Consider the following 25191-nt stretch of genomic DNA (forward strand, 5'->3'; position numbering starts at 1 on the left):
TTTTTGCACAGCGCGGTTGTGGAATTGCCCATTCTATTGCAAAAAGCATGCTGCTATCTTTGGTTCAAGGACGCTTCAAACGCCTCTCGAACATCACAACAAAGGAGACAGCATGTCGCTTATCGCGAAACTCGAAGCACGCGCTCAGGCGGGCCGACCGGTTCGTGTCGGACTGATCGGCGCAGGCAAATTCGGCTCGATGTACCTCTCGCAGGCGCCGCGCACGCCGGGCATTCATCTGGTTGGTATCGCGGATATTTCGCCTGAACGCGCGCGCAACGCGATGCATCGCGTAGGTTGGGAAGAAGCGCGCTATTCCGCTGCTTCGTGGTCCGAAGCATTGCGTAGCGGCTCGACGTTCATCACCGATGACGCCGACGCCATGATCGCAAGCGATCACGTGGACATCGTGATCGATGCAACCGGCAGCCCCGCCGCCGGCATTCATCACGCGTTGCTGTGCTGCAAATACAAAAAGCACATTGTGATGGTCAACGTCGAAGCCGACGTCCTCGCCGGCCCGCTGCTGGCACGACGCGCGGCCGAAGCCGGCATCATCTATTCGATGGCATCCGGCGATCAGCCCGCGTTGATCGCGGAACTCGTGGACTGGGCACGCACGATCGGATTCGAAGTGATCTGCGCCGGCAAAGGCACGAAGTATCTGCCGGCCTATCATCAGTCCACGCCGGACACCGTGTGGGGATATTACGGCTTCACCGAGGAACAGGTCGGGTCCGGCGACTTCAACGCGCAGATGTTCAACTCGTTTCTGGATGGCACGAAGTCGGCGCTGGAGATGGCGGCGGTATCGAATGCATGCGACTTGCGTCCGCCTTCCGATGGCCTCGCGTTCCCGGCATGCGGCGTCGATGACCTTCCGAATCTGTTGAAGCCCGCATCCGAAGGCGGGATTCTTCCGCATCGAGGCAGCGTGGAAGTGGTGTCGTCGCTGGAACGCGATGGCCGGCCCGTCTTCCGCGACCTGCGATGGGGCGTGTATGCGGTCTTCGAAGCGCCATCGGATTACGTGCGCGACTGCTTTGCGCAATATGGCCTCAAGACCGATAGCAGTGGACGCTTCGCGGCCATGTACAAGCCTTATCACTTGATTGGACTGGAGCTGGGCGTATCGATAGCGAGCATTGCCGTGCGCGGTGAAGCAACGGGCGCGACGACCGGCTTTCACGGCGATGTCGCGGCCACCGCGAAGCGCGACTTACGCGCGGGCGAACGGCTCGATGGCGAAGGCGGCCACACCGTCTACGGCAAGCTGATGCCCGCAACGGATTCGCTGATGCAAGGTGCATTGCCCATCGGCCTGGCGCACAACATGGTGCTGCAACGGCCCGTTGCCGCGGGTCAGCCCGTTCGCTGGACCGATGTCGCTTTCGACGCCAACAAGGAAGCCGTGAAAGTGCGCCTGGAGATGGAAGCGATGTTCAGGAAGGAACTCGGCGTGGAGGTGGCAGCGGCCAAGCTTGCATCGTAAGCACCCCTGATTTGCGCGGGCGATGTCCCGCGCACTTCGCTCTCTATAACGCCCGCCAAAGGGCGACGGAGGAGACATGAGCCATATCAGCGACACCATCCTGGTCACGCCATCGGCGCGCACCGACGTCTACCGCAAGATCAGCTGGCGCATCATGCCGTTCATTGTGCTGTGCTATCTGTGCGGGTATCTCGATCGCGTGAACGTGGGTTTTGCGAAGCTGCAGATGCTCAGCGCGCTGAATATGAGCGATGCAGTGTACGGCCTTGGCGCGGGCATTTTCTTTATCGGCTATTTCATCTTCGAAGTCCCGAGCAACCTGATCCTGCACAGGGTTGGCGCGCGGCTATGGATCGCGCGAATCATGATCACGTGGGCGATCATTTCGGCCGCAACGTTGCTGGTCAAGACGCCGATGCAGTTCTACACCGCGCGGTTTTTCCTGGGCGTGGCGGAAGCCGGGTTCTCGCCGGGCATCATGCTGTACCTGACGTACTGGTTCCCCGCGCGAAAACGCGGCTTTGCGCTCGGCGTGTATTACATCGCGATCCCGCTATCGGGCGTAGTGGGTGGTCCGTTGTCGGGATGGGTTCTGACGCGCTTCGCGCATTCCACGGTCATGGCGGGATGGCAATGGTTGTTTCTTATCGAAGCGTTGCCGGCGCTTATATGTGGCATCGCCGTGCTAGCGTTGATGGTCGATAAACCCGGCCAGGCGAAGTGGCTCACCGATACCGAAAAGAGCCTGGTCACCAGCGAGATCGAACGTGAAGACGCCGAAAAAACGACGCATCACAACCTGCGAGCAATCCTCTCCGATAAACATATCTGGAAGCTTTGCGCAGTGTATTTCTGTCAGATTATCGGGCTGTATGGAATCAGCTTCTGGTTGCCATCGATCATCAAGGATTCGGGGCTTACGGATGTGTCGCTGATCGGATGGTTATCGGCGATTCCTTATCTCGTTGCGATCCCGGCGATCGTGTTGACCGGGATGAGCTCGGACCGGTTTCGTTCGCGGCGGATGCATTTTTCGGTGCTTGCCGTGATCGGCGCGATCGGGTTTGCGGCGAGCGGGTATGTGGGGCATCACCCGGCGCTTGCTGTGATCTGGCTGAGCGTTGCGGCGGCAGGGATCTTATCGGCGTTGTCGCTGTTCTGGAGCATTCCGTCGTCGTTTCTTGCGGGGACGTCGGTGGCGGTAGGGATCGCCGGGATCAATTGCGTGGGGAATCTGGCGGGGTTTGTATCGCCGTATGTGGTGGGTTGGCTCAACGTCACCACGCACGATAACCGCATGGGGCTTTACTTCGTTGCAGTGTGTCTCGTGCTCGGGGCGTTGCTGGTCAGGACGATATCGGGGAAGTTGGCGGATCGATGAATTTGTTTCGGGGCGGGGCCGGCTCGTCTGGGTCGGTCCCGATCGCCGCTTACCAGGGAACGACTCGTCCCAGATAGTCCAGATAATGCAAGCCGGAGCGCCCTTCATAGGCCTCCATCGTGTTCAGTAGATTCGGGATGCTTTCTTCGATGCTCAGACGCGCACCCGATCCGCCCATGTCCGTCTTGACCCATCCGGGCGCCATCAGCAGCAAGGTTTTCGCATCGTCTTTATGGCGTGCAGCAAAGCTGCGCATGAACATGTTGAGCGCTGCCTTGCTCCCCCTATAGACCTCGTAATTCCCATTCGTGTTGTTCGTAAGGCTGCCCTGCCCTGACGACATCACGCCGATCGTTCCGGCCGGTTGCACGAGGTCCTGAAACGTTTCGATGACCCTCATCGGACTCAACGCGTTCGTCACCATCACACGCACGAATTCGTCGGTAGAGACATCGGCGATGGTTTCGCGGTCATCGTTCTTGACCCCGGCGTTCACGAAAAGTACATCGAGTCGCCGGTCTTTGAGACGGTCGTGAAGCGTGGCGACCTGATCGGGAATCGTGATGTCGACTGTTTCGATTTCCAGCACGCCCTCCGCGTTGTCCGAGAGTTGGCGCAGCTTCTCTGTTGAGCCTTCCCTGCCGGTGGCGATCACCCGCCAGCCGCGCTTGAGATATTCCTCGACCATCGCGAATCCGAGACCGCGCGACGCGCCGATTAGTAGGACGGTTTTTTGTGTAGATGTGTCTTGCATGTCAACGGCGGTCGCGCCTCACGTGTGTTTGCGGTTTGCGCCCAAGGCCGAGAAGACGGCGGCGTATTTGCGGGACGGCTCGGCCGATCTGGAGATTGGTGTTTTGAGCGAGATGGGCCCGGAAGTCCGCGTGCAGGCGTTGTTTCGGGATCGCTTTGTGGGCGCCGTCAGGAAGGGGCATCCGCTAGCGATGAAACGCGAGGTGACGGCGAAACGGTACACCACGTTCGGCCATGTCGTTGCGTCACGCCACGGTCGCGCGAACGGACCGGTCGATGACGCGTTGGCCGCTTTAGGGCTGGAACGGAGGATTGTTGCCGTGGTTCCGAGTTTTCCGGCCGCGCTCGCCGTTGCGCGGGCGTCCGATTTGATAGCGCTCGTGCCTGCTTCTCTAGTGGGCGGTGAGGCCGCATCCGCCAGCATTTGTGCGTTCGAGCTTCCGGTAGAAACCGAGCAGATCACGGTGTCGCAGATGTGGCATCCGCGTTTGGAAGTCGATCCGGTTCATCGGTGGCTTCGGCAGTTAACGCTGGCAGTTTGTCGGGAGCCGGCTGCACAGGCCAAAGCATAGCGCCACTGCGTTGAAATGTTTTGACTACGCCAGAGTACTAGATGGATCGCGCCCGCCCAACGAACGCACTTGCTCCTGATAACAATCGGTGCGCTAACTGATCCAGGCAGTGCCTTTGTCAATGCATGTTGGTAACTTAAAAAATTGGCTGTCGTATTGCGGGCATGGTTTTGGACCCTTGGCGAGCTCCAATAACTTTATAGTTTGACATTTATTAAAAAAAGCTGAAAAAGGCATTGTATATGAGACCAAATCCATGTTTACTTACAAACGGCTACGCGTTTGCGTATCTATATGCGTGGGTATAACCATAGATAAAAATATCTGAGAAAAAATGAAACTTCATTCCTTAAAAATAAATGGCTTCAGAAGAATTGAAAGCGCGGAAATCAATTTCGGAGAAGCCACGTTTTTGATCGGCGCAAATAATTGTGGAAAAAGCACAGTCTTTAAAGCGATCGAATGGCTTCTCTCTGCAAAAAAACAAATTCCGAGTCAAGAGTACTTTTCCATCGTGGACGATGAAACTGGCGAAACGAAGCCTGCAGTCCAGACCATTGTATTAGAAGCCGAGTTTAGGAATCTACCGGTTGATGCTGTTAATTGGCGCGGCTTTAAAGGACGAATTTTTAGCTACGCGCCAAAAGACGCTGAGGATTCCGGCCTATCCGTAACGTATCGCAAGACGTTTCCACTAGGCAGTGACGTTGTGGTGGAATTCAAATCAAAAGAGCGGTTTATGAGCCCCAAGTTCGAGGGGGCAAAGACTGGAAATGATTTCATCCTAAAAGGAGTGCCTGAAGCCGACGTTATCGAGGTCTTCCCGATTTTGGGCGATAAAATTGGAGCGAGCAAGGCGGCGTTAGAAAAGCTCGAGCAACTTGACTTCATATGGGAAACAAGAGAGAACGAGACTTGGTTCCAAAATCCGGGAGGAATTCCTGGAAACGTGTTGAAGATGTTGCCTCGTTTTTTGATCATACCGGCTGATGCTGCAGCATCAGAAATCGAAGGCGGTGCTTCAGGCGTGCTCGGAAAGACTTTGGGTGAACTGTTTGAAGACGTACGCGGTATGTCTCAGAACTATGCACAAGCACAGATTTTTTTGGACAAATTGGCGACCGAACTAGATCCCGAAGACGGGCTCTCAGAATTTGGGAAAATGATCGCCGAATTGAATGGTGTACTTGCGGGGGTTTTTCCGGACTCCAAGCTTCACGCGAAAGCGAGTCTAAATGATCCCAAAACCGCTCTTCGACCAACTTTCACAGTTGAAATGTCTAGCAACGTCAGGACGCCAGTAACACACCAAGGCACAGGAATGGTCCGCGCGGCGGCGTTTGGTATGCTTCGATTTCGTCAACGTTGGCTATCCAAAAGGGAGGATGACCACACGCGTTCGCTGATTGTCTGCTTCGAGGAGCCTGAGATATATTTGCATCCCAGCGCAGCGAGTCAGATGCGTAATACCATCTACGAACTCAGTGGAGGTGCTTCGCAGATTATCGCAACAACGCATTCACCATACATCATCGATCTTTCTCGAAAGCCGCGGCAGATACTAAATAGTTTAAAGATCGAGGACGGTAGAGTTGTCGCCAAGGCGTTCAACGTCACTGACGAATACATTGCTCTTGAGGCTGACGACAAATCACACGTAAAAATGTTGCTGCGGGTAGATGACTATGTTTCCCGTGTTTTTTTCACTAAAAACGTAGTTATTGTTGAGGGCGATACCGAAGAGGTCTTAATTAAGGAGTCGATAAAACGTCTTGAAAAAGAGAAGTTGCTTCGAATCGTATCTGATTTTGAGATCGTCAAAGCGCGAGGAAAGGCATCGATCATAGGCTTGGTCAAATACTTGGTCGCGTTAAGGATTTTCCCTATTGTTGTACATGATCGCGACCAAGGAACGCCAGGCGCAGAGAAGTTCAATCTGCCGATAGCCAACGCCGTTGGCCAGAATGGTCGTGTCGTGCAAATGCACGAAAATGTGGAAGATGTACTAGGGTATAAGGCCGCTTCAGAAAAACCATTCCGCGCATACCAAGAGACGCTGAAGTGGGGCGAAACTTGGGATCAGGTTTCTCCTGCTTGGCAAGTTAAGATGAAAGAGATTTTTGGCGCCTATGTTTAGCCGATTTTTATCTCGTACGTGATTTTGTAGAGCAATTAGCTTCAGCTTTTCTAGCGATCCGCGAATTGTGCTTTTATACCGAGGCCGCTAGCGGCCTCGGTATGCCTGGCAGAGAAGGGGTAGAAGTAGCGAACGACCAACGATCTACTTCCCCAACACCCCCGCCATCCCCATCGCATGCCGCGCCTGCACCAACGCCCCCTTCGCCACCCTCGCATCCCCGGCGATTTTCAACAGCGCTCCAAGCTGCTTCGGCTCCCGTAAAAGCTCCCTTAGAATCGGCAGGATCGTCGTAGTCCCATCATCCCTGAGCCCCACCGTCGCCGCCTTCGGCAAGCTCCGCCACGCCGGATCCACAATCGCCCTACAAACTGCGAACGGCAGCCCTCTTGCCTTGGCGATCGCCCCGGCGATATGCGATTCCATATCCACCGCGAGCGCCCCCGTCGATCGATAAAGCGAGCTTTTCTCCTGCACCCCCGCCAACGGCGCCGCAACGCCCGCCATCGTCCCTCGAACCGCCTTCGCCTCGACCGGCGTTCCAGCAAAAGCCGCAAACATCCGCGCAGACCACTCAGCATCCGTATCGATAACCCCAAGCGGCCCCGTCACCGCACTCGCGATAATCACCGTCCCCGGCTCCAGGTCCGGCGCAAGCCCGCCGGCCGTCCCGAAGCTGACGATGCCGGAACACCCCCGAGCCAAGGCTTCGCTTAACGCACGCTCAAGCAAATCCGCCCGCGCCGCAAACACCGCCTCAACGCCGGGCCCGCGCGCAATGCGCGCTTCGAACGCCATCCCGGTTACCGCGATGACGGGCAAGCTCACATTCCCGCCGTCACGCGCGTGGTGCCATCGCGCAGCATATTTCTGTAGCGAGCCAGCGCCCAAAGCGGGAAGAACTTTCTGTAGCCGTGGTATCGCAGATAAAACACGCGCGGGAAGCCGGTCGCGGTGAATCGCGTTTCATCCCAAAGCCCATGTTCGCGCTGCGCGGCCATCAAATACTGAATCCCCTTCGCCACCGCCGGATGTCCGACAAACCCCGCCGCCATCAACCCAAGCAACGCCCACGATGTCTGCGACGCCGTGCTCGGCGCCGCCTCGTACCCGCGATAATCCAGCTTGTAGCTTTCGCCGCCCTCGCCCCAACCTCCATCGGCGTTTTGAATGCTGATGAGCCATTGCGCGGCGCGCTGCACTCGCGAATCGGTCAGCGGCAATCCCGCCGCGTTCAGCGCGCACAGCGCCGTCCACGTTCCGTAGATGTAGTTCAGGCCCCAGCGTCCGTACCAGCTTCCATCGCGTTCCTGATCGCGCAGGATGTAGTCCAGCGAGCGCTTCGCCGGCTCGCTCGTCGCGGGCAATTCGCCAAGCTGCGCGAGCATCGATAAACACCGTCCCGACACATCCACCGTAGGCGGATCGAGCAACGCGCCGTGATCCGAAAATGGGATGTTGTTGAGGTAATACTGGGTGTTTTCGGGCTCGAACGCGCCCCATCCGCCGTCGCTGCTCTGCATGCCGACGACCCATTCCCGCCCGCGCGAAATCGCCTCGCCATACAACGCGGTGCCGTTTTCGCGGTCGGCGCGTTCCATCGCCATGGCGACAACGGCGGTGTCATCGACGTCCGGATAATGCGGGTTTGCGAACTGGAACGCCCAGCCACCGGGCCGGATATTCGGCCGGCGTGAGATCCAGTCGCCGCGTACATCGAGAATCTGCAGCGGCACGAGCCAGTCCAGTCCACGCGATACCGCCGCGCGCGCCTTCGGTGTATCGGCTTCGAGCAACGCGTGCGCAACCAGCGACGTGTCCCATACCGGCGACAAACACGGCTGGCAATACGCCTCGCCATTGGGCGCTTCATCGATGATCAAAAGCTTTTCAATCGACTTGCGCGCGATCGCCCGGTTCGGATGATCTTCGGGATAACCGAGCACGTCGTACATCATCACCGAGTTGGCCATGGCGGGGAAAATCGCGCCGAGGCCGTCTTCGCCGTTCAGGCGTTCATCGACGAAACGCACGGCCGCTTCAATCGCGCGCTGGCGTGTGTGACGCGGGAACAGCGGATCAACGGTGCGCAGCACGGCATCCACGCAGCGGAACAACACGAACCAGCCCTGATGCTGGTGCGGCGCACGCGCGGCCATGCCGGTGTTGACGGGGGCATCGAAGAAAAGCTCGTCGATGCGCACGCCCTTCGGATTGCGCGCCTTCGGCCGCTTTGCGTTGAGCACGAGCAAGGGCACGATGACCGTGCGCGCCCAGTAAGACACCTTCGACAAATGGAACGGAAACCACTCGGGCAAAAGCGTGATTTCGACGGGCATCATGGGCACGGCGCGCCACGAGATCACGCCGAACAGCGCCAGCAAGATGCGCGTGAACACGTTCGCTTTCTCCGCGCCGCCAGCCGCGATGATCGCCCGGCGCGCGCGCTGCATATGCTCGGCTTCGGGCAAGTCGCCGATCATCTTCAGCGCGAAGTACGCCTTGACGGTGGCGCTGACGTCCATGGCGCCGTCGGTGAACAAGGGCCAGCCGCCGTCCTCGCGCTGGATGCGGCGCAGGTACCGACCGATCTTTGCTTCGAGTTCGGGCTTGGGCGTCTCGCCGAGGTAATGCACGAGCAGCACGTATTCGGCGGGGATGGTGGCGTCGGCTTCGAGTTCGTAGAGCCAATAGCCTTCGGGATGTTGATCGGCGAGCAGCGCGTCGGCCGCGCGGGATACCGATGCCTCCAACGCCGCCGCGTTGACTGGCGCGGTTGAGGCATCGGGTGGCTGGACAAAATCGTTCATCTGCTTTCCATCGGGGGATTCATGAGGAGGTCCGCGGCCTTCTGGCCGGAGCGGATCGAGCCTTCTATAGTTGCAGGCAGCCCGGTGGCCGTCCAGTCGCCCGCCAGCATGAGATTCGGCCAGCGGGTGCGGGTTGCCGGCCGGAGATTTTCCTGGCTCGGCAGCGCGGCGAACGTCGCGCGTTTTTCAGTGACGATCTGCCAGGTCGGCATGCGTTCGACCGGCAAGCGCGCGGCTTTCGCCACTTCTTGCCACAGCGTGTGGGCAAGGGTTTCGCGGGGGGTATCGATAAAACGGTCTGCGTCGTGAATGGTCACGGACAGACGGTCATCGAAGGCGAAGAGCCAGTCGGCCGTGCCATTGAGCAGACCGGTCATGGACTCGAACGCGAGCGGCGGATCGATCGCGAAATGCGCATTGATGATCGCGCGGAATTCGCTCGGCCCGATCAAACCGGGCACGAGTTCCTGCGCGGCTTGCGCGGGCACGGCGAGCACGACGCCATCGCCGGCGCTGATATCCACGCGCGTTTCTTCAAATTCCAGCGATGTCACGCGTGTCTTCGAATCGCTACCGGCGAAACCGATAGCGTTCAGCCGCGACCCGAGCCGGATTTCCGCGCCGCCGTATTGCAAAAGCCGCAGCGCCGGTTCGATAAACGCATGGCCCAGACCATTGCGCGCTGTCATCGGACGGCATGCTTGGCCGCCTTGCAGCACCGTTTCTTTCAGCACGTTGCCGGCGAGCACGGCGCTGCCTTCGCGCGGATCGACGTTGAGCAACGCAAGCAAGAACGGATCGAGCATTGTGTCCCACAACCGGCCGTTCGCGCGCAAGGTCTGCTGGATCGTGCGGCCCGGGTTGGCGAAAAAGAGCCGTACGAGCGCGAAATAATCCGCGGGCATGGTGCCCGGAACGCGTGTGGCGGAATCGAAGATCCAGCTAGGAAAACGTCCCGGCGACATCTTCAAGGTCCAGCGCGATCCGCTGCGCAGGTCCATGAACGGATAGTCGGGTTGCGTCGGACCGATGAGTTCATCGGCGGCGCCGATGGCTTTGGCAAATCCGAGCGCGGCGTGATTGCCGGACAGGATCAGGTGGTTGCCGTTGTCGATCGTGGCGTTGAGCTTGATGTCGAAGTACGAGCGGCACCGGCCGCCCGCGTGCGGCGCGGCTTCGTGCAGGACAACGCGCGCGCCGCGCCTTTGCAACTGGACCGCGGCGGCAAGCCCGGATAATCCAGCGCCAATGACATGAACTGTCCGTGACATCAGAACACGTTGCGCGCCACGATCCACAGCAGTCGTGAACGTGGGGTGCGGACGTGATTGCGCGGCAGATCGAAACCACGCTTCAGGTTTGCCTCGAGCACGCAGCGATACGCGCCCGACATGATGCGCGGCGCCTTGACCTGCGCGCGCGGCGCATTCGCCATGATGGCGTCGGACTGTGCGTAATGGCTGCGGGCGCGCTCGGCGATGGTCAAACACACGCGCGGCAGGCGGGCGTCGCCGACAATGGAAGCAATATCAGTGGTGGAAATGCCTTCGCGCGACAGCAGCTCGCGCGGCAGATAAACCCGGCCGATAGCCGCGTCTTCATCGATATCGCGCAGGATGTTCGTGAGCTGCAACGCGCGCCCGAGATGATGCGCGAGACGCCGTCCGGCATCTTCCTGCATCCCGAATATCCTCACCGACAAACGCCCCACCGCGCTCGCCACGCGATCGCAATAGAGGTCGAGCGTGGCTTCGTCGGGCGCGACAATGTCTTCGGAATCCATTGCCATGCCGTCGATCACGGCGATGAAGTCATCGCGCGAAAGATGGAACGCGTGGATATGCCGCGTGAGCGCGGCCAGCGACTGGCGCGGCTTGCCGGCGTAGCAGTCGTCGATATCCGCGCGCCATTGTTCGAGCGCGGCAGCGCGTTCGTGGCGCGGCATGGTGCCGTCGTCGGCTATGTCGTCCACCGCGCGGCAAAACGCGTAGACCTGGTACATCGCGTCGCGCTGCGCAGCCGGCAAGATGCGCATGGCGAGATAGAACGAACTGCCCGAGGACGCTTTGGCGGCGTCGGGCGCAGGTTCATCGGCGATAAGGTTGGAAACGGCCAAGACGAACTCCGCTGTGGCGCCCCCAAGGGCAGTAGTGTTAGATCGGGCGCCGTGCGTGAACTGCTCAGCCGCATTACCACGGCGAAGCGCACGTTCGTGCAAATCCGGCGCAAACCGGCTTCTTGCGGCCTTCAAACGCTATAAGAATCACGCTCAAACGACGCCAGAAGCGGCGAAAAGTATATCAATGTTTGTGGCCGATTGCCCCTGGGCGACTTCGGCGCACCGGAAATCCGCTTCAACCTTCGTACGAAACGTCCCGCCGTCAGCATATAACCCTCGTTGCGCACCGTGCGGATCAGCGTCGCGTCGCGGGCGGTGTCCTTCAGATGCTGGCGCAAACGGCTGATACAGACATCGATAGCCCGGTGCAACGGCGTATGGTTCTTGCCGAACACTTCATCGAGCAGATATTCGCGCGAAAGCGGCCGGTTCGGGTGATCGAGCAGCGTCCGCAGCGTCCGGTAATCAGAGCCGCCGAGCGTGATGATCACGCCCTCGGGCGAAAGCATTTGCTTCATGCGTGTATCGAGCTGCCACCCGGCAAACCCGATGCTCGCGATGGAATCCGCCGGCCGCGCGTTCGGCATGCTGCGCGCGCGACGCAGGATCACCTTGATCTTGGCGACAAGCTCACGCGGATCGAACGGTTTGAGAAGGTAATCGTCGGCGCCCATTTCGAGACCGAGCACGCGTCGGCCCTTCGTTCCTGCGATAAAGCCATGCTCCTTCACGGCGGTCGCATCTCCGGTTTCGGTACGCCTGCTGAAGTCGTGACGCCGGCAAGGCTTGATCAGGTGTTCGGCGTTATCGCGCGGATCGAGCCGTGTTCGCAAGGACAACTGCAAGTTTCGATCGACGGTCTCGCGGATCGCTCGCGAATCGCCAGCCGCTGATTACGCGGCAAGCCAGCGCCCCATCAACCGTTTTCCACGTGCCTCGGATGCTTCCTTGAGACATCGCGCCGGCGCGCGTCCGAACGGCCCAGTAGCGGCTTTCGGCGATGCGCAAACCGTTGTGCGCTGGGAATCCGCCATCGGTTTTGAATAGGTGAGATTGCTGCGCAGATAACGCTTGTCTGTTGAGGCCGCCCTTAAGGCGGCCTTGAACTATTTGTATATGACATTTTTGTGGCATAAATGTGAAAACAAAATGTCACCGCTTTGGCGACGCATATTCATAAGCCGCATACAGGGGAATGCTCGATTAGATGGCCCGACCTGATAAGAGAGAACTCCAAGATGAACGGTTTCGACGCGTCAATTGTTGCTCTTATTGCTCGACATTCGTCCACGTCTCTCACGATTAATTACGCTATCGGAGCCTTGGCCGGGCTTTATATGGCAAAGGGACTAATTCTGATTGGCGCGCTTTGGTGGATCTGGTTCAGCCGCGATAACCATAAGCCGTGGCGACGCGAAGTCGTTATTGCAACTTTTGCATCCGGGCTGGTCGCGCTGGTCCTTGGCCGCGGCCTCGCGTATTTTCTTCCCTTTCGTTTGCGGCCGCGCTTCAATCCCGAGTCGCATTTCGCCATTCCGGCCGGCGCCAAAGCCGACGAGGTATTAAGAACGTGGAGTTCATTCCCGAGCGATCACGCAATGATCTGGATGGCCGTTGCAATGGGCATTTTTGTTGTCTGGAAACGCGCCGGCATTGCGGCCATCGCCTATACGGCCGTTTTTATTTGTTTGCCGCGTGTGTATCTCGGTTTGCATTATCCGACCGATATCATCGCCGGTGCCGTGCTTGGAATCGCAATTACCTGGTTGATGACGCGGGATCGTATCCGCCCGGCCATATCGCAGCCGGTATTGAGGCTATTCGACCGATACCCGGGTCCGTCCGGCGCTTTTGCCTTTGTGGTCTGCTTCGAACTCGTGAGCCAGTTCGACGAGGTTCGCCAAATTGCGCAACATCTTCTCAAATTGCACGCGAATTAAAGCAAGCGCCTGCATATCCATTCCCCGCCGCCGCATTTCTCGCAAAAAAGCCGACCATTCAAATAGAATCCCGTCAGGCGCCAACATCGGACCAAAGGCATGATTTATGCGCGCGCCTTCTGACGCGCGCGCATCCCGCGCGGCCTTATACCCGGACTCAACTGAAAACGACCCATGACGCCGCATCGCGAGGAATCGGGCGCTGACCACTGGCAAGACGAGCCGCCGTTCCCGGTCGTGCCCGAGCGCAACTTCGCTGCTCAGCGCGCCACGTTGCGCGTCTTGCTGATCGCCGCAATCGTCCTGCCCTGCCTGTACGTAGCCGCCATGTCGTGGAGCGACCTGAAGGCGCGCGAAGCCGATGCCGCCGAAGTCGCCGAGCGCAACGCCCACGTCGCGGAAGAGCACGCGCTGAAAGTCTTCGACATGAACCAGACGCTCAATGCCCGGGTCATCGACCTGATCGACGGCGTGGACGACGGCACGCTGCGCCGCGACGAGGCGTCCATCCACGAGAAACTGAAGGCAATGGGCGGCGGTTATCCGCAGGTTGCATCGGTGAGCATCATTGGCGCGGATGGACGGTTGATCGCCACGAGCCGCGTCTTCCCGGCGCCGGATATATCGATAGCCACGCGCGAGGACTTCATTGCCGTGCGCGATCATCCGGCAGTGGAGAACGTCTCGAGCGTGATGCAGGGCAAGGTCGTGGGCGAGACCGTTTTCAACACCGCGGTTCCGCGCAAGACGCCGGACGGCCGTTTTGCCGGGATCGTGTCCATTGCACTGCGCCCGAGCTATTTCGCGGGTTTCTATCGCGAACTGCTCGGCGATAACACCAGCGTCTCGCTTGGCCTGACACGCGAAGACGGCGCCGTGCTCGCCTGGTATCCGGTGCGTCCGGCAAACCGCATGGAACTCGCGGCGAGTTCGCCGCTGCGCGAAGCGTATCTGTCGGATCGCCATGCGGGCGTCGTTCGCATGCGTTCCGGACTCGATAACCAGATGAAAGTGGTCGCCTTCCGGCGCGTCGGAAGCTACCCGGTGTTCGTATCGAGCGGATATCCGATCGCAACGATCTGGGCCGGCTGGTACAAGCACGTCAGCGTGCTGATGCTTTCGCTGTTCGCGCCTTGCATCGTCTTGTGGGGCGTGATCTGGCTGTCGCTGCGCCGGCTTGCCAACGAAGAAGACGCATGGGAGCGCTGGCAGGCGGAAGCGTCGATGCGCCGTTCCATCGAATCGGCTTACCGGCAGGCGCGCAAGATGGAGGCGCTCGGCAATCTGGTTGGCAGCGTCGCGCACGATTTCAACAATCTGCTGATGATCCTTTCCACTAATGTGCAGATCGCGCGCAGGCGCGGCGCGCCAGGGCTCGATCGCGAATTGTCTGCCATGGAACGTGCGCTCAAAAGCGGCCAGTCGCTCACGCGCCAGTTACTCGGCGTAGCGCGCAAGCAGCCGCTGCGCAATGAAACCATCTCGATCGGCAAATGGCTGCCGGCGTGCCGTGAATTGCTGAAGGCATCGCTTGGGGCGAAGGTCGCGATGAATCTGGAATCGGATACGGACGTCTGGCCGATCCGCGTCGATGCCGCCGAACTCGAACTTGCGCTCATCAACGTCGCCGTCAACGCCCGCGACGCCATGCCCAATGGCGGCACGTTCTCGGTCCGGGCGGACAACGTCCAGTTTCGCCACGAGGACGGCTTTCCGATCGTCGGCGAGTTCGTTCAGATGACGCTCGAAGATACCGGCGACGGCATGAGTCCCGAAATCCTCGGCCGCGCGTTCGAGCCGCTCTTCACCACCAAGTCGAAGGGCATGGGCACGGGTCTCGGGCTGCCACAAGTGTTCGCGTTCTGCGAGCGCGCGGGAGGCGTGGCGACCATCGACAGCGCCGTGGGCGCGGGTACGTCCGTGCGGCTTTATTTGCCCCGGGCGAGTGCGTCGGCGGCGCAAACTCCCGACGTTCCACATGACGCCGCCACGCCAGGCGACTCGGCAGGCCTGCGCGTACTGCTTGTTGAAGACAACGAAGAAGTGGCGGCAGGCACGGAAGCGTTGTTATCGATGATGAACCATCAGGTCACGCACATCTTCAACGCCGACGGCGCGATCGCCATGCTCGATACCGCCCGTCTGGACCCGGCCGCGGGCGGCGCCATTCCGTTCGACGTCGTGCTCTCCGATATCCATATGCCGGGCAAGCTGAACGGCATCGATCTGGCCGAGATCCTGCAAACCTGGAGGCCGCGCGTGCCCGTGATCCTCGTCACGGGCTACGCGGAAGAGCTGGACCGCGCGCGGCACGTGGATGCACGCGTGTTGTCGAAGCCATTCGATATCGGCCTGCTCGACTCCCTCCTGCAGGCTATCCGCGAAGACCTGACGGCGCGCGCCGAACACGGCGAAGCGCCGCACTAACGCCGCGCTTAAACTTTTCTCGCAGGTCTTTGTAAAAACCTCCGCGCTTTTAATGGGCATGGCGGGATTTGCCATATCCTGCGTCGCCTTGCTGCGCGCGCCGCGCGACCCGGCACGGGAGTTGCGATTCTCACCTGGACTTGCGGCGAATACGAACATCGCGTCGCAACTTACTCCAAGGCCACCCAGGGAGGCAGCCATGCGACACACAGTTATCGGTATCTTCGACACTTACGACCAGGCCGAAGTCGCGCGCAGCGCGCTCGTGGCGTCGGGCTTTGCCCGCGCCGACATCGAACTGCAGGCTGCGCCGGAACCATCGTCGCCGGCGGACCCCGCCTTCGACCCGACGACCGGCGCTGTGCAGCCGCCGGAAACGGGCGGCGTGCTGGCGAATATCGAACGCTTCTTTTCGATGCTGTTCGGCGGCCGCGACCAACCGCCCGAAGTCGCGCATTACTCGGAAGCCGTGCGGCGCGGCGGAATCCTGGTGGCAGTGGACACACCATCGGAAGCACGCGCCGATGCAGCCCGGCAGACGCTCGCGGAACAAGGCGCGATCGATATCGATGAACGGGCCGCAAGCTGGGGCGCGCTCAATCATCCGGGTACGGCCTTTGGAACGGTCCCGGCCGCAGATGACCGCGATCATTCCCTTCTGGATGAACTCGGCCTGGGTTCGGGCAGTGCTGTCCCGGGACGTGCGCCGGTCAATCCGGCGGCTGATCCGCTCGGCACGGCTCGAAGCGACACACGCGCCCGCGCGTATCGGCGTGATGACCTGAGTGAACCGGCTGCGGTGGATTCGCTCGATCCGATCAGCCCAGTTGCACGCGATCCGTTCGCGGGCAGCAGCGATTCGACTTATCGCGCAACCGGTGGAGATCCAATGACCAGCGGCTCGGTCTGGCCGGCTAAAGAGGAGACCACGCAAGGTTGGCGCCCTGTGACGCCGCTTGATCCGCTCGATGAGACCGAAACATCGGCGCATCACGGCAACGTGGGCACGCCGGTCGCGGGATCGCTGAGCCAGTCGACTTCCGATCCGCTTCGCCCGGATCTGCCGTTATCCCGCAACTCCATGCCCGACGAGTACATGGAATACGAAGACGACTTCCGTACCGACTATGAATCGCGCTATGCCGCGACGGGCGCGCGCTACGAGGAATACGAAGACGCTTACCGATACGGCGCGGGCTTAGGCAACGACGAGCGTTACCGCGGCCGCAGCTGGGACGATTCGATGGAAACCGAGTTGCAGCGCGACTGGCAAAGCCGCAATCCGCGTGGTGAAGACACGTGGGAACGCTTCAAGCTCGCGGTGCGTCACGGCTGGGATCGCGTGACGGGACATCACCACACGTAATTTCTCGGTTGCTGAAAAATCGACGGCCCGCTTTTGCGGGCCGTTTTTTATCAAACCGTCGAAATCCGCTTGACCCACGCCACGTATTTATCGACGAAAGCCTGCAAGAACTTGCGGGTATCGTCGTTCACGATCTTGCCGCTTGCATCGATACGGCTCTCGTCGTGCTTGATGAACATTTCCGGCTGGCCCATCAGCGGCACGTCGAGATATGCCAGCACGTTACGCAGATGCGCCTGAGCAAGCGCCGTCCCGATCGCGCCTACCGACGTCCCGATTACCGCGCCCGGCTTGTTCGCCCATGCGCTTTGCCCCCACGGCCGCGATCCCCAGTCGAGCGCATTTTTCAGCACGCCGGGAATCGACCGGTTGTACTCGGGCGTGACAAACAGCAAGCCGTCCGCCTCCGAAATCTTTTGCTTCAGGGTCCGCGCCGCTTCCGGAAAATCGGCATCGTAGTCCTGGCTATAAAGCGGCAGGCTGGCGATATCGAGAAACTCGAATGAGAAATCCTGCGGCGCCAGGGATATCAACGCGTGCGCGAGTTGCTTGTTGAATGAATCGCGCCGGATGCTGCCAACGACAACCGCAATCTTGTAGGCCATGGATATTCCTTCTGACTGAGTTGAATGAGGGATGGAACGACGGCAACGCGCCTCGCAAACATCATAGGCGCGGAAATGACGATACGGCTATTACGGAATGAACCGGAGTGGGCGGGGAGACAGCAGGATTTAAGAAAGCGTAATTCGCGTGCACTTTGGCATCGCATTGAGCAAATTAAGCGGAAGCCGCCTGACATGCCCCTTTCACGTTCTTTTTGAGATGATTTCCACAAAGTTGTCCACAGATTCTGTGGACAACTTTGTGGACGTTTAATAATTCGCACTAAACCGCCAATGGTTTGGCGGAAGAACGCTTGAGCAATACCAACCTGTGCTCAATGACCGAAAAACACGTTGCATTGTGATGCCGGGCCTTGGCACGTAGTGGGTTGCGAGCCCGAAGAATCGGCCGCGCTGGCCGCGCCGGCGGCGGCAAACAGAACAACGGCGGCAAAGATGGAAAGAACGCGCTTCATGGTGAGACCTCGATTGACTAAAAGATGATCCAGCGCTCGGGCTGAACCGGTGAATCGAGGATAAAGACGAAGCGCCTCCGGAAAAAGATCGAAGACGAGAAATGGTTTTTACGGAACCCGCAAGGATGAGCGCCCCAGCCCCGTGCAATGGGCACACACAAATTCACATTCATGCGATAACCACAACAATATGTTTTCTCAATCGACATTGGTTGCCGATAGTTAAGTGAATACACTAATTCATATCGATGGCGTGAAACGCGCCGTCTTACAAATCAGAGGTTCACATGAAACGCGCGCTTATCGGCAGTTTGCTTGTCGTCGCGCTGGCTTCGTCGGCCAGTGCTTTTGCTCAATCATCGAACGTCGCGCCGAGAACGCGCGCCGAGGTGAAGGCCGAACTCATCGCGGCAAGAAATAGCGGTGAGCTCGATGCGATTCATTCGGAAAGTTATCCGCAATTGCTGCCATACCAAACGGCAACGGCGCGGGATGCATTGCGTACAGCTCCAGTGGTTCAAGCGAACAGCGCGCGTATCAGTACGCAATAAGCCATTCGTTCTCAACATCGTCTTCTCACACCTCGCTCCGATGAGGCTTGCCCGGTAGTCAATCACCGGGCTTTTTTTATGGGTGTCATCGAGTGATGGCAGCAAGACATAACGTCACCGTTACGAGCGATATCAGCGTAGAGAACAAGATAGTGCTCGACGTGACACCCGCTTCGCGCCTGTAAAACTCCGCCAACATGAAGGGCCCCGTTCCAGTCGGCAACGCGCTGAGGATGACGGCGGTGTTCGCCCACAAGACGGGCAGCGCGAACACATGAAACGCCAGCCACCAGGTAAGCAATGGCTGCGCGATCAGTTTGGCGAAGACGAGCATGGATGTCGTCCCGAGAGCGCCTCCCTTCGACTTCTCGCCGAGGAACAATCCAAGTGCGACCAGCGCACATGGACTTGCCGCCGCACCCAGCAGCTTGAGGAAGGTATCGGCGCCGCCCGATATGGTGAGACCCGCACCGCTGCACAACCACCCGGCGAACGGCGCGAACAACAACGGGTTGGTCACGAGCGACTTGATCACCTTGAAGATCGTCGCGCCGAAATTCTTCTCGGTCTGCAAGCCGAGTTCAATCAACACGATCGCCACCGCGAACAGCACACATACGGTCAGGATCAACGCGATCACTGCGGGCGCGAGGCTCGCGTGACCAAATGCGAGCGCACACAAAGGCAAGCCGATAAAGCCCGCATTCGGGTAAGCGGCGTTGAGCGCATCAAGGCTCGCATCGGCGAGATGGTTTGATCGCTTCAGGCTCACCAGCAAGGTCAGCAGGAAAATCGCGCCCGCTGCAATTCCAAACGCGGCAATGAACGCAGGTTGATCAAGCGAACGCCACGACGTGGTCGCCATGATGTCGAAGAGCAGCGCGGGTAACGCGAGATACACGACAAAGCGATTGAGTTCCGACGATGCATTCGGCCCCAGCCGATTCATCTTGCGGCATGCATAGCCGGCGAAGATAAGACCGAACACAGGAAGGATGATGGTGAGAAGCGGCGTAAAGAGCGAGGAGACCAACGACGGCATGAGCAGAGTGCGACTGATTGAACAGGGCGCCAAGCATAGCCGTAGATGCGCGTTGGCGCTGCGCGTCAAAAAATCCAAAGGTGAGCGATTTCGGGAGTTACGCGGAGGTGAGCTTCCCGCTCATGTAAAAGCTCACGCTAAGGTTGATTGCAAGTATCGCTAACTAGATATGGGCTTGATGCCGAGTTCATCGAATGGCTTAGGTATCGGCTTGAAAGCCTTTATCCATAAGGGTTTCCGGGATCATGCGGTGCCGTTCCCTCAGCGCTGGTTTTCTTTCACACGGTCGATCAGTACGTTGGATTCAACATCGCACCCGCGCGGTGGTGTGGTGCTAGATATCTATAGGTGAGGCAATACGGGACCTCGATGAGTGGTGATGAGAAACCACATGAAGACTCTCTTGCAAGCTGTAACTCAACACTGACAGTACGCAACTAAACCGTTCGTGATCAATGGTTTGCAGGCTATTGTTAAAACAGTTGATACACATCGATACCTTTGCTAACAGGCTTCTCAGCTACTCTTTACCCATGAATTCCTACGTTAAAGGTGAGCTTATGCGGGACCTGATTTAACTGGCCAACCAACGGAACGAAGCTTGCTGACAGCCCCACGCCACTGAATTAACACAACAAGGACATACATGACTTTCAAACGATCCGTCACCATCGGCGCCGCTGCTTTGCTGGTGATCGGCGGACTTGGCGTGCTGGCGGCTTGCGCGTCGGCGGGGAGCAGCAATAGCGGCAACGACGAAGTGCCCGAACCCGCGAAGGCCGTGGACCTCGATCGATACCTCGGGCAATGGTACGAATTCGCGCGCTATGAAAACCGCTTCGAACGCGGTTGCGAAGCAGTGACTGCGAACTACGCCAAGCGCGAAGACGGGTTGATATCGGTGATCAATTCTTGCCGCAAGGGCAGCGTGAACGGCACGCCGAAATCGGTCGACGGCAAGGCGAAGATCGTTGCGGATTCAAACAACGCCAAGCTGAAGGTCTCGTTCTTTGGACCGTTCTATGTGGGCGACTACTGGGTGCTCGATCACGCCGACGACTACACGTGGTCGATCGTCGGTGAACCGAGCGGACGATATCTATGGATACTCACGCGTGAAGCGAAGCCATCGGCGCAGATGCGAACGGCGTTGATCGATCGTGCGCGCAAGCTGGGTTACGACGTCACGCTCTTGCGCGAAACGCTGCACTGAACGTCAATCATCGATAGCGTCATAAAGATGGCGCTCGAAGACCGAGGCCATCGGAAACGGCACCAATCCGCGCCGCTGGATCAACAAGATGCCGATCATGTCTTCCACGGGATCGGCGAACCAGTTTGTACCCAACGCGCCTGGCCAGCCGAACGAACCCTTAGACCGATAACTCAGCATGCGTTGTTGGGAAGGATCATCGACTATCGCCAGGCCCAGCCCGAACCCCTGTCCCGCCCACACGATCTGCCCGAACGCGGGAATGCGCCGTTGTTCGCGCGACAGAAAATTCGTACGCATCAGGTCGACCGAACGATGCGACAGCAAACGCGGCCCGCTCGCGCGCTCGGTGGCATCGCCTTGAAGACGGCCGCGTCCGAGCAACATGCGCGCAAACTTCAGATAGTCATCGGCCGTTGATACCAGTCCTCCACCGCCGCTTTGAAAACGTTCGGGTTTGGCAAAGCGGCTGGTTGCGGGGTGGTCTTCGACAACATGTTGTTGTGTCGATGGATCAATGGCGTAAGAAACCGAAAGCCGGTCGAGTTTCCCGGGCGGCACCACAAAACTCGTGTCCGTCATGCCCAGCGGATCGAAGATGCGCGTCCGGAAGAACGTTTCGAGCGGCACCCCACTCACGCGTTCGATCAATGAACCGAGGACATCGGTTGAAATGCCGTAATGCCAGCGCATGCCGGGCTGAAACATGAGCGGCAATCCGGCGACGCGTTCGAGCCACACGCTTGAATCGACCGTTGCATCTATGCCGTTGAATACTTCGCTATAGGCATCGGCGAGTGCGCCAAATGCGGTGAAATGGTACGCAAACCCGGCGCGATGCGTCAGCAGGTCGAGCACCATGATTGGTGCTCGCGCAGGCTCGGTTCGATCGAGCGACGCGTTCGGGTCGACGAGAACCTGCGGTTTGGCAAGTTCAGGCAACCATCGCGAAACCGGGTCGTCCAGCGCGATCATTCCGTCTTCCACAAGCATGAGCGCGGCGACGCTGGTCACGGGCTTCGTCATGGACGCAATTCGAAACAATGTGTCGCGCGTCATGGGTTCACGCGTTTCACGGTCGCGGTAACCGAGCGCATCGACCTGGGCAGTCTCACCGTGCCGCCAGACGAGCGATACGCAACCCGCGACATCGTCTTTATCGACAAAATCCTGCATTGCACTTCGGCTGCGTTCTAGGCGCGCGGCGCTGAATCCTGCGGCGGACATCCGGATTCCTTCAAATCGCTGTTAAGGCGGTTTATTTAAACACGTTCAAATGGCTGACGCCAAGGAACACTTACCGTGAATTGCGCAATCGCCCGACTCGTGCGGAAATGAATGCCGGGATAATCAGTTCGATGCTTCTAGTTGCGTAAGCCGTTCATGGATTCGCTGCATGCGGCTTTGCTGTGCGGGAACCAGATCGCCTGAAGCGACCGAATCAATTCGATTACGCCAGTAAGACAAAGGAATACGGTCTTCAGGGGAAATTCTGCCGATGACGCGCTCAAGATGAAGAATATCTGTCTCTATCTGCCGGTGATTCATTCACGACTCCATTGAATGCGTTGTTTTTACTTTTTTTGGAACGAGATCGGTTTGGCGATTGGAACGAATAACCGGTCCACGCCAGGTATCGAGATGCTGGATCAATGCGAATGGGCTGTGGCGCCGTGTTGCCCGAACGACGCTGGCCGTCAAAGTACTTAGAGAGCATAACTCAAATTAATGAGCCACGTGTACGGCCAGCGTCCGGCAGAGAACAGTATTGAAACGATCAGGGTGTTTAGATCGGAAAAATATTCTTGAGGACTTAATAATTTGTTAAACGAAATCGAGTGAAACGGAAATAATGGCGGTATCGGCTTATATCATTCCCCTATTTTAACGCGTTGAAAGAAACGCCTGATTACTGCATGCGGCTGACAAGTAATGAGAAGATGACGCAGTTGAATCGTTTGCGCGATTTGATTTGCGTCGATTTATCTACTGGTCGTAATTGAATGCGTCGAGGCATGCGATGCTTTAATCCGCCAGCACTTCAACACGGACGGATTAAAGATTGAACGTAGTTCTTTACTTTGCGCGACACGCGATCAGCAATCCGTTCTGGCCGTTGTCGGTGCTTTGATCGAGGACATCGTAGCTGCCCGCACACATCGCGCGCGCATTTTCCTGGCAATTGCTCCACCCGCCGCTCGCCGGACAATTGATCATGGAGGTCGGGCGGCCATCGGATGAAAACAGCGGCGGCGCGCTGCTGCATGCGGACAATGCCGAAAGGGCCGCCAAAAGCGGCACGAGCGCCAAAGAACGCGCGGCAAATACGCTGGAAAGCTTCATCCGATACCCCTTGTTATCGCTGTTTTTCTGATACCGGGAGTATGCCATGCGGCGGTTTCGGCTTGCCTTCAAGGCTTGCACTCGACGGTCAAGAATGGCGCGCCGTATCGACTTCGGCTTCGGGCCACAGGCGTGGAAAAAGGTAGCGGAACAATTTGAGCGGCAAAGCAAGCTCGATAGGTCCTTTCGGTGTCTGCGAACTGACGATCCCCAGCTTGAATAGATCAGCCAAAGCACGATCCGCGGTTCGACTTGTAAGCCCCGTCATTCCCTTGAAACGGGCCCTGTCGAAGGCAGCATTGGATGCATCTGATGGACCGCATAGTACGGATACGTGGATTCGGTGAGCGTCATGAGTGCTGGGCTGGCGGATTTGGTGGCGGATCTTACAGACGTTAAGAATTCCGAAAAACCATTATATTCCAAATAGATAGCGACCCCATGGCGAATCCCATGGCGGATCTTTTAGCTCGAAAAATCCGCTCTCAGACCGCAATCCCCAACGCCACGATCTTCTTGTACATCGTCGCCCGACCAATGCCGATCCGCTGCGCCGCCTCGGCTACCCTGCCGCCGCTTGCATGCAAAGCATCGGCGAGAAACTGCTTTTCAAACGATGCCATGGCCTCCGCGTACGGCACGACCTCGTCTTCGGGCGATGCCCTCGGCGGTTCCGGCTCCGGCGCGACACTTTCCGCGCCCATGAACGACCCCAGCGCGCGGGCATCGATATGCTCGCTGTCCGACAACATCACCGCCCGCTCCAGCGCGTTGCGCAATTCGCGCACGTTGCCGGGCCATGAATACGCGCACAAGAGGCGCAGCGCATCGTCGTGAAGAACGAACTGGCCGGCGTGACGCGGGCGGGCATCGGCGGAAAGTTCTTCGAGCATCGCGTACACGAGCGCCTCGATATCCCCCACGCGCTGACGCAGCGGCGGCGCATGAATCGCCAACACGTTCAGCCGATAAAAAAGATCCGCGCGAAACCGGCCGCTCGCCACGAGCGCCGGCAAATCCGCCGACGTCGCCGCGATAATCCGCACATCCGCCCGCACGATGCGGTTCGATCCGAGCGGCTCGAACTCCTTCTCCTGCAACACGCGCAGCAATTTGCCCTGCAGTGCGAGCGGCATGTCGCCGATTTCATCGAGGAACAACGTGCCGCCATCGGCGAGTTCGAATTTGCCCACGCGCCCTTTCCGGTCCGCGCCCGTGTACGCGCCCGCCGCCGCGCCGAAAAACTCGACTTCGAGCAGGGTATCGGGGATAGCCGCAACGTTCACCGATACCAGCGGCCGCGCCGAACGCGCCGACGCGCCATGAATGGCGTGCGCGAGCAATTCCTTGCCGGTGCCCGTCTCGCCCGACAGCAACACGGGCGAATCGACCTGCGCGGCGCGCCGGGCCTGACGTTTGACATCGAGGCTCGCTGTGCTCGTGCCGACAAAACTCGCGAACGTATATTTAGCGCGCCGCGCCTGGGCGAGCGATTGCCGCGTCGCGATCAACTCCTGCTGCACGCGCGAATAATGCGAAAACAGGGGCGTAAGCGCCTTCATTTCATCGAAAAGCGCAAAGCCGATCGCGCCGACCGTTTCGTCGAAATCGTCCTTCAGCGGCAGGCGCGTGACGACCAGCGGTTCGCGATCCGTCTCCAGCAAATCGAGCAGGATTGGTTTTCCGGTCGTCACGACCTCGCGCATCAGGCTGTTCGGGATCACGGCTTCGCAATCGCGGCCGATGGCGTCTTCGGGGTCCGCAAACCCGAAACGCGCCGCGTAGCGCTTGTTGATCCAGACCACGCGCGCATCTTTATCGACGATAAACGTGCCTTCGCTGAAATTCTCGAAGGTCTTGAAAAGCGAATCCATCGCGCGGCGCAAAACGTCGCTGTAGTCGACGGGGACGTGCGTCCAGTCGTTGAGCATCGGTGTCTCGTGGGGGTTTCTCGATATCGAGAC

The 25191-nt window shown here is 58.8% G+C and carries 20 protein-coding genes and 1 pseudogene; 9 read left to right on the top strand and 12 right to left on the bottom strand.

All coding sequences use genetic code 11. The features are described 5' to 3' along the window. The first annotated feature begins 112 nt into the window (after window positions 1-112). Window positions 113-1492 carry an SAF domain-containing protein gene (locus HB633_RS00285; RefSeq protein WP_213776092.1) on the top strand — a complete coding sequence of 460 codons (1380 nt, stop codon included), beginning with the start codon at window positions 113-115 and terminating at the stop codon, window positions 1490-1492. Window positions 1493-1568: 76 nt separating this feature from the next. After that, window positions 1569-2873, top strand: coding sequence for an MFS transporter (locus HB633_RS00290; protein WP_213776093.1), 1305 nt, complete (start codon window positions 1569-1571; stop codon window positions 2871-2873). Between the two features lie 49 nt (window positions 2874-2922). Here HB633_RS00290 and HB633_RS00295 read toward each other — a convergent pair whose 3' ends face one another. Continuing rightward, on the bottom strand, window positions 2923-3627 hold the full coding sequence (locus tag HB633_RS00295) for an SDR family NAD(P)-dependent oxidoreductase (protein WP_213776094.1): 705 nt from the start codon (window positions 3625-3627) through the stop codon (window positions 2923-2925). A 1-nt stretch (window position 3628) separates the two neighbouring features. Here HB633_RS00295 and HB633_RS00300 point away from each other — a divergent pair. Further along, window positions 3629-4198 (top strand): annotated as a pseudogene (locus tag HB633_RS00300) (LysR substrate-binding domain-containing protein); the annotation flags it as partial. A gap of 334 nt (window positions 4199-4532) precedes the next feature. After that, a complete protein-coding gene (locus HB633_RS30720) occupies window positions 4533-6335 on the top strand; it encodes an AAA family ATPase (RefSeq protein WP_255580675.1) in 1803 nt (600 codons plus the stop codon). A 144-nt stretch (window positions 6336-6479) separates the two neighbouring features. Here HB633_RS30720 and HB633_RS00315 read toward each other — a convergent pair whose 3' ends face one another. From HB633_RS00315 to HB633_RS00335, 5 genes are all read right to left on the bottom strand, one after another. Beyond that, a complete protein-coding gene (locus HB633_RS00315; protein WP_218626651.1) occupies window positions 6480-7133 on the bottom strand; it encodes a phosphorylase in 654 nt (217 codons plus the stop codon). Window positions 7134-7159: 26 nt separating this feature from the next. Further along, window positions 7160-9145 (bottom strand): squalene--hopene cyclase, encoded by a 1986-nt coding sequence (gene shc / locus HB633_RS00320; protein ID WP_213776097.1) that lies wholly within the window; start codon window positions 9143-9145, stop codon window positions 7160-7162. Then, the gene (gene hpnE / locus HB633_RS00325; protein WP_213776098.1) at window positions 9142-10416 is read right to left on the bottom strand and encodes a hydroxysqualene dehydroxylase HpnE; all 1275 of its coding nucleotides are present in this window, start codon (window positions 10414-10416) and stop codon (window positions 9142-9144) included. Before hpnE ends, shc begins: the two co-directional genes overlap by 4 nt. Continuing rightward, window positions 10416-11261 carry a presqualene diphosphate synthase HpnD gene (gene hpnD, locus HB633_RS00330; protein WP_213776099.1) on the bottom strand — a complete coding sequence of 282 codons (846 nt, stop codon included), beginning with the start codon at window positions 11259-11261 and terminating at the stop codon, window positions 10416-10418. The genes hpnE and hpnD overlap by 1 nt, the downstream gene beginning before the upstream one ends. A 131-nt stretch (window positions 11262-11392) precedes the next feature. Continuing rightward, entirely contained in the window at window positions 11393-12103 is a 711-nt protein-coding gene (locus HB633_RS00335; RefSeq protein WP_255580676.1) for a response regulator transcription factor, read from the bottom strand. A gap of 399 nt (window positions 12104-12502) precedes the next feature. Here HB633_RS00335 and HB633_RS00340 point away from each other — a divergent pair, with 399 nt between their 5' ends. The 3 genes from HB633_RS00340 (at window position 12503) to HB633_RS00350 (ending at window position 16997) form a co-directional block, all read left to right on the top strand. After that, on the top strand, window positions 12503-13204 hold the full coding sequence (locus tag HB633_RS00340; protein WP_213776100.1) for a phosphatase PAP2 family protein: 702 nt from the start codon (window positions 12503-12505) through the stop codon (window positions 13202-13204). Between the two features lie 174 nt (window positions 13205-13378). Next, the gene (locus tag HB633_RS00345; protein ID WP_213776101.1) at window positions 13379-15631 is read left to right on the top strand and encodes a hybrid sensor histidine kinase/response regulator; all 2253 of its coding nucleotides are present in this window, start codon (window positions 13379-13381) and stop codon (window positions 15629-15631) included. A 199-nt stretch (window positions 15632-15830) separates the two neighbouring features. Then, complete coding sequence (locus HB633_RS00350) at window positions 15831-16997, top strand: hypothetical protein (RefSeq protein ID WP_213776102.1); 1167 nt, start codon at window positions 15831-15833, stop codon at window positions 16995-16997. 50 nt (window positions 16998-17047) lie between these two features. Here the strand turns inward: HB633_RS00350 and HB633_RS00355 are convergent, their stop codons facing one another. Beyond that, entirely contained in the window at window positions 17048-17602 is a 555-nt protein-coding gene (locus HB633_RS00355) for an NADPH-dependent FMN reductase (RefSeq protein WP_213776103.1), read from the bottom strand. Between the two features lie 763 nt (window positions 17603-18365). Between HB633_RS00355 and HB633_RS00360 the strand changes: the two genes are divergently transcribed. Further along, entirely contained in the window at window positions 18366-18629 is a 264-nt protein-coding gene (locus tag HB633_RS00360) for a DUF4148 domain-containing protein (protein ID WP_213776104.1), read from the top strand. Between the two features lie 85 nt (window positions 18630-18714). Here the strand turns inward: HB633_RS00360 and HB633_RS00365 are convergent, their stop codons facing one another. Continuing rightward, window positions 18715-19671, bottom strand: a complete 957-nt coding sequence (locus HB633_RS00365; RefSeq protein WP_213776105.1) for an AEC family transporter — start codon at window positions 19669-19671, stop codon at window positions 18715-18717. A 646-nt stretch (window positions 19672-20317) separates the two neighbouring features. Between HB633_RS00365 and HB633_RS00370 the strand changes: the two genes are divergently transcribed. Beyond that, on the top strand, window positions 20318-20884 hold the full coding sequence (locus HB633_RS00370; RefSeq protein ID WP_213776106.1) for a lipocalin family protein: 567 nt from the start codon (window positions 20318-20320) through the stop codon (window positions 20882-20884). A gap of 3 nt (window positions 20885-20887) precedes the next feature. On the opposite strand, the gene HB633_RS00375 is transcribed toward HB633_RS00370, so the two are convergent. From HB633_RS00375 to HB633_RS00390, 4 genes are all read right to left on the bottom strand, one after another. Then, window positions 20888-22111 (bottom strand): serine hydrolase domain-containing protein, encoded by a 1224-nt coding sequence (locus tag HB633_RS00375; RefSeq protein WP_213776107.1) that lies wholly within the window; start codon window positions 22109-22111, stop codon window positions 20888-20890. 123 nt (window positions 22112-22234) lie between these two features. Then, a complete protein-coding gene (locus tag HB633_RS00380; RefSeq protein ID WP_213776108.1) occupies window positions 22235-22432 on the bottom strand; it encodes a hypothetical protein in 198 nt (65 codons plus the stop codon). 528 nt (window positions 22433-22960) lie between these two features. Further along, the gene (locus tag HB633_RS00385) at window positions 22961-23275 is read right to left on the bottom strand and encodes a hypothetical protein (protein WP_255580677.1); all 315 of its coding nucleotides are present in this window, start codon (window positions 23273-23275) and stop codon (window positions 22961-22963) included. Between the two features lie 437 nt (window positions 23276-23712). After that, window positions 23713-25158: a sigma 54-interacting transcriptional regulator gene (locus tag HB633_RS00390; protein WP_213776109.1), complete on the bottom strand. Its 1446-nt coding sequence runs from the start codon at window positions 25156-25158 to the stop codon at window positions 23713-23715. Window positions 25159-25191: the final 33 nt, after the last annotated feature.

Source organism: Caballeronia sp. dw_276, from assembly GCF_018449635.1.
GTDB lineage: Bacteria > Pseudomonadota > Gammaproteobacteria > Burkholderiales > Burkholderiaceae > Caballeronia.

Bases quoted from the DNA above. Each gene is read 5' to 3' on its own strand.
- HB633_RS00370 (WP_213776106.1), top strand. From the start codon at position 20,318: ATGACTTTCAAACGATCCGTCACCATCGGCGCCGCTGCTTTGCTGGTG.
- HB633_RS00380 (WP_213776108.1), bottom strand. From the start codon at position 22,432: ATGAATCACCGGCAGATAGAGACAGATATTCTTCATCTTGAGCGCGTC.
- HB633_RS00355 (WP_213776103.1), bottom strand. From the start codon at position 17,602: ATGGCCTACAAGATTGCGGTTGTCGTTGGCAGCATCCGGCGCGATTCA.
- HB633_RS00295 (WP_213776094.1), bottom strand. From the start codon at position 3,627: ATGCAAGACACATCTACACAAAAAACCGTCCTACTAATCGGCGCGTCG.
- HB633_RS00290 (WP_213776093.1), top strand. From the start codon at position 1,569: ATGAGCCATATCAGCGACACCATCCTGGTCACGCCATCGGCGCGCACC.
- HB633_RS30720 (WP_255580675.1), top strand. From the start codon at position 4,533: ATGAAACTTCATTCCTTAAAAATAAATGGCTTCAGAAGAATTGAAAGC.
- hpnE (WP_213776098.1), bottom strand. From the start codon at position 10,416: ATGTCACGGACAGTTCATGTCATTGGCGCTGGATTATCCGGGCTTGCC.
- HB633_RS00285 (WP_213776092.1), top strand. From the start codon at position 113: ATGTCGCTTATCGCGAAACTCGAAGCACGCGCTCAGGCGGGCCGACCG.
- HB633_RS00365 (WP_213776105.1), bottom strand. From the start codon at position 19,671: ATGCCGTCGTTGGTCTCCTCGCTCTTTACGCCGCTTCTCACCATCATC.
- HB633_RS00390 (WP_213776109.1), bottom strand. From the start codon at position 25,158: ATGCTCAACGACTGGACGCACGTCCCCGTCGACTACAGCGACGTTTTG.
- HB633_RS00315 (WP_218626651.1), bottom strand. From the start codon at position 7,133: ATGGCGTTCGAAGCGCGCATTGCGCGCGGGCCCGGCGTTGAGGCGGTG.
- HB633_RS00360 (WP_213776104.1), top strand. From the start codon at position 18,366: ATGAAACGCGCGCTTATCGGCAGTTTGCTTGTCGTCGCGCTGGCTTCG.
- HB633_RS00375 (WP_213776107.1), bottom strand. From the start codon at position 22,111: ATGTCCGCCGCAGGATTCAGCGCCGCGCGCCTAGAACGCAGCCGAAGT.
- HB633_RS00385 (WP_255580677.1), bottom strand. From the start codon at position 23,275: ATGGCATACTCCCGGTATCAGAAAAACAGCGATAACAAGGGGTATCGG.
- HB633_RS00340 (WP_213776100.1), top strand. From the start codon at position 12,503: ATGAACGGTTTCGACGCGTCAATTGTTGCTCTTATTGCTCGACATTCG.
- HB633_RS00345 (WP_213776101.1), top strand. From the start codon at position 13,379: ATGACGCCGCATCGCGAGGAATCGGGCGCTGACCACTGGCAAGACGAG.
- HB633_RS00350 (WP_213776102.1), top strand. From the start codon at position 15,831: ATGCGACACACAGTTATCGGTATCTTCGACACTTACGACCAGGCCGAA.
- shc (WP_213776097.1), bottom strand. From the start codon at position 9,145: ATGAACGATTTTGTCCAGCCACCCGATGCCTCAACCGCGCCAGTCAAC.